This window comes from Haemophilus sp. C1 (assembly GCF_001276515.1).
Taxonomy (GTDB): Bacteria; Pseudomonadota; Gammaproteobacteria; order Enterobacterales; family Pasteurellaceae; genus Haemophilus.
The window spans coordinates 1-2,986 of record NZ_LDVZ01000052.1 but is presented as its reverse complement, the minus strand read 5'-3'; the positions used below and the strand labels follow the sequence as shown (position 1 = coordinate 2,986).

At 35.2% G+C, this 2,986-nt stretch carries 4 protein-coding genes; all 4 read right to left on the bottom strand.

Annotated features, from left to right (window positions below; genetic code table 11):
- Positions 1-114 precede the first annotated feature (114 nt).
- The gene (locus tag ABW51_RS09430; protein ID WP_005628380.1) at positions 115-348 is read right to left on the bottom strand and encodes a YgjV family protein; all 234 of its coding nucleotides are present in this window, start codon (positions 346-348) and stop codon (positions 115-117) included.
- 438 nt (positions 349-786) lie between these two features.
- Positions 787-1,116 carry a branched-chain amino acid transporter permease gene (locus ABW51_RS09425; RefSeq protein ID WP_053466539.1) on the bottom strand — a complete coding sequence of 110 codons (330 nt, stop codon included), beginning with the start codon at positions 1,114-1,116 and terminating at the stop codon, positions 787-789.
- Entirely contained in the window at positions 1,113-1,847 is a 735-nt protein-coding gene (azlC, locus tag ABW51_RS09420) for an azaleucine resistance protein AzlC (RefSeq protein WP_053466538.1), read from the bottom strand. Before azlC ends, ABW51_RS09425 begins: the two co-directional genes overlap by 4 nt.
- A 9-nt stretch (positions 1,848-1,856) precedes the next feature.
- Positions 1,857-2,786 (bottom strand): LysR family transcriptional regulator, encoded by a 930-nt coding sequence (locus tag ABW51_RS09415; RefSeq protein ID WP_005635860.1) that lies wholly within the window; start codon positions 2,784-2,786, stop codon positions 1,857-1,859.
- Positions 2,787-2,986 lie beyond the last annotated feature (200 nt).

Here is a 2,986-nt window from a genome sequence, read left to right as displayed (position 1 = left end):
GATACAATATCGAAAACAATCCTTTAAATAACAGTCTAACTTTTTGGGGTCAGATCAAATTCCACCGCACTTTTCCCTAAAAAAAGCGTTGAAATTTAATTCAACGCTTTTCTTTTATTTAGAGACTTTTTCTTGTCTTAATCGCCAAAGTTGATAAACATTCACCACGGCTAAAAATGCATTTAATAATGCTACTGGATAAGCAGCGATAATTACGCTATAGATGACAAATAAAATTGCGCCAATGCTGTTCACTATGCGTAAATGAACGATAGATTTAAACAAAAATGATACTGCAACAAAAAAGGTTGCGATATAACCCAATAATTCAACTAAATTCAATTCCATAATTCTATTCTCTTCGATTAAAAATAAAAACGAGTGCCATGATAAAAGATTTTTAAAACAAGGAAAAGATCAGAAAAAAAAGCAACCGATTGCAAGATGAAATTATTTTTTCTTATGAAAAATAAAGGTATTTTCATCATCATTAGCGCATAAAAAGCCGGGGACGAGTGTGCACATCTAAAATCTTGGGAGCATATCCAATTTGGGGGAATTAGATAACATTAGCTCGCTCACCCCACACTTTGTCACCGGCTAAATTCTTTTCAGAGTCCTGATACTAATGCTATGAACAATAAAGAAATTTAATAAAACGAGGTTCTATCTTTTATAATAACTAGAATTCCAATTTCTACCATTCTAGAAATTGGATTAATTATAAACTATAAAGTAACTTTAGATTCAAGAGATTTCTAGAGAAATGAAAGTTATGATTTTATTCTAAATAAAGACAAGTTGTACTAAAAGCATATAGAAAAGCGTGCCAACCGCAATAGATAGAAACATATTTTTCTTCCAGAAATGCAACCCTAGCACCGCTATGCCAGCAAGAAAATCAGGGATACCATGATAACCAGTTAAAACATCAATATTCTTATAGCAATAAACTACAAGCATACCAAACATAGCAGGAGGTAAAACTTTCCCAAGATAGCGAATATATTGTGGAATCGGGCGATTAGCTGGGAAGACAAAAAATGGCAATAAGCGCGTAAATTGCACCGTAAGCACACAAATTCCAATCGTCATAATCTGTTCTGTAAGTGTCATTTTAGCGACTCCAATTTTGTGTCTAATTTAGGCCCACGCATAGTTAGAATTAACCAGATACCAATTAATGTTGGAATTAAGAAATATTCTTTGCCTATAATCAGTAAAAAAGCCAATGCAATCCCTAAACCTAAGAGAGAGCTTTCATGGGATTTTTCCTTTATCCAATTTTCTGCAAAAATAACTAAGAAAAGAGCGGTCATAGAGAATTCCACACCTTTTAAATCAAAAGGTAAAACAGAGCCAAATAAGTTACCAATTGCAGCACCAACCACCCAATAAATATGCAAATATAAACTTACAAAAAACATATACCAACCTTTATCTAAGTGCGGTGGAATTTTGGCCATATAATTTAAAGAAAAAGATTCATCAACAAGGGTGGTAATTAAATACCAACGTTTATGACCAATGTGTACGCCATATTTTTCTAACATTGATATGCCATAGAAAATCTGACGAGTACTAATCATCAAGGTAATTAATAACACACTGATGGGAGAAAAAGGTGCAATAAGTGCTCCAGCAGCAATAAACTCAACCGAACCGGCATAAATAAGTAAAGCCATCAAAGTAGGATATAAAAATCCGAAACCTAGTGCCTTCATATAAATACCATATGCCACACCAAGAAATAAAAATCCTGCAATCATCGGCGCACTATAAGGAAAAGCAGCTTTAGCCGCCGCACTAATCAAGTGAGGCTGCTGATTTTGTTGAGAAAAATTCATTTATTACTTCTATAAATCTAAAACAGATAGCCCAGGTAAAGTTGAAAAACTTTGAGCTTTTACGGTTTGATAAAAATCTTCTAAATAAGAAAGGGATTCATCTTCTTTGCGAATAGCCGCATATAGATTGCTATATAAACCTTCTTTTGTGACTTTTCTTGCCACGACATAACCCTTTTCCAAATAAGGCAACGCAGCCCAATAAGGGATAGTCGCAATGCCACGACGACTCGCCACTAATTGAATCATAGCAATAGTCAATTCAGTTGTGCGGCGAGTAGGATTAATGCCTTTTGGTTTAAGCACTTTACGCAATAGATCTAACATATCATCAGGAACAGGGTAAGTTACCCAGGTTTCATCTGCAAAATCTTCCGCATCCCAAATTTCTTTTTCTGCTAAAGGGTGATCTTTTGAGCAAATTCCAACCATCTCATAAGAAAAGAGCGGTTTAAAAATTACATCATCATTATGCTCTACTTCTGATACTATCGCCCAATCTGCTCGGTGAGAAAGCAATAAACCAACAGGATCCGTATGAAAACCAGATACAATATCCAACTCAACCAGCCCCCAATGCCGACGAAATTCGTCCATAGCAGGCATTAACCAATCAAAACAAGTATGACATTCCACAGCTATGCGAAGTTGCCCCGCATCCCCATGTTTAACCCGAGCCAGATCGCGTTCAGCATCAACAACTTTTGGCATTACCTCATTAGCAAGACGAATTAAACGCTCTCCTGCCGAAGTAAAACGAAGTGGATTACTTTTACGCTCAAACAAAGGCAAACCAAACTGTTCTTCTATTAATTTAATTTGGTGAGAAAGAGCTGATTGCGTTAGATATACTCGCTTTGCTGCTAAAGAAACACTACCAGTCTCTTTTAAAGCAAGTAAAGTTTTAAGATGTCTAAATTCTAGAAAGGTTGGTTTCATTAATAATATTCATACAAATATAAAATTAGATGATAGATATAATACATTAAAATTAGAAATATTCGAATTAATATTCTGTAGAAAAAATAAAAACCCCAGTTCTTAAACTGGGGTTCTTCTGTTTTTATTTAATCTAGATTCATATTTGGTAACCTGGCGGTGCCCTACTCTCACATGGGGATGCCCCACACTACCATCGG

What these genes read in the sequence shown, in the direction of transcription:
- ABW51_RS09430 (WP_005628380.1), bottom strand. Translation starts at nt 348, where the DNA reads ATGGAATTGAATTTAGTTGAATTATTGGGTTATATCGCAACCTTTTTT.
- ABW51_RS09425 (WP_053466539.1), bottom strand. Translation starts at nt 1,116, where the DNA reads ATGACACTTACAGAACAGATTATGACGATTGGAATTTGTGTGCTTACG.
- azlC (WP_053466538.1), bottom strand. Translation starts at nt 1,847, where the DNA reads ATGAATTTTTCTCAACAAAATCAGCAGCCTCACTTGATTAGTGCGGCG.
- ABW51_RS09415 (WP_005635860.1), bottom strand. Translation starts at nt 2,786, where the DNA reads ATGAAACCAACCTTTCTAGAATTTAGACATCTTAAAACTTTACTTGCT.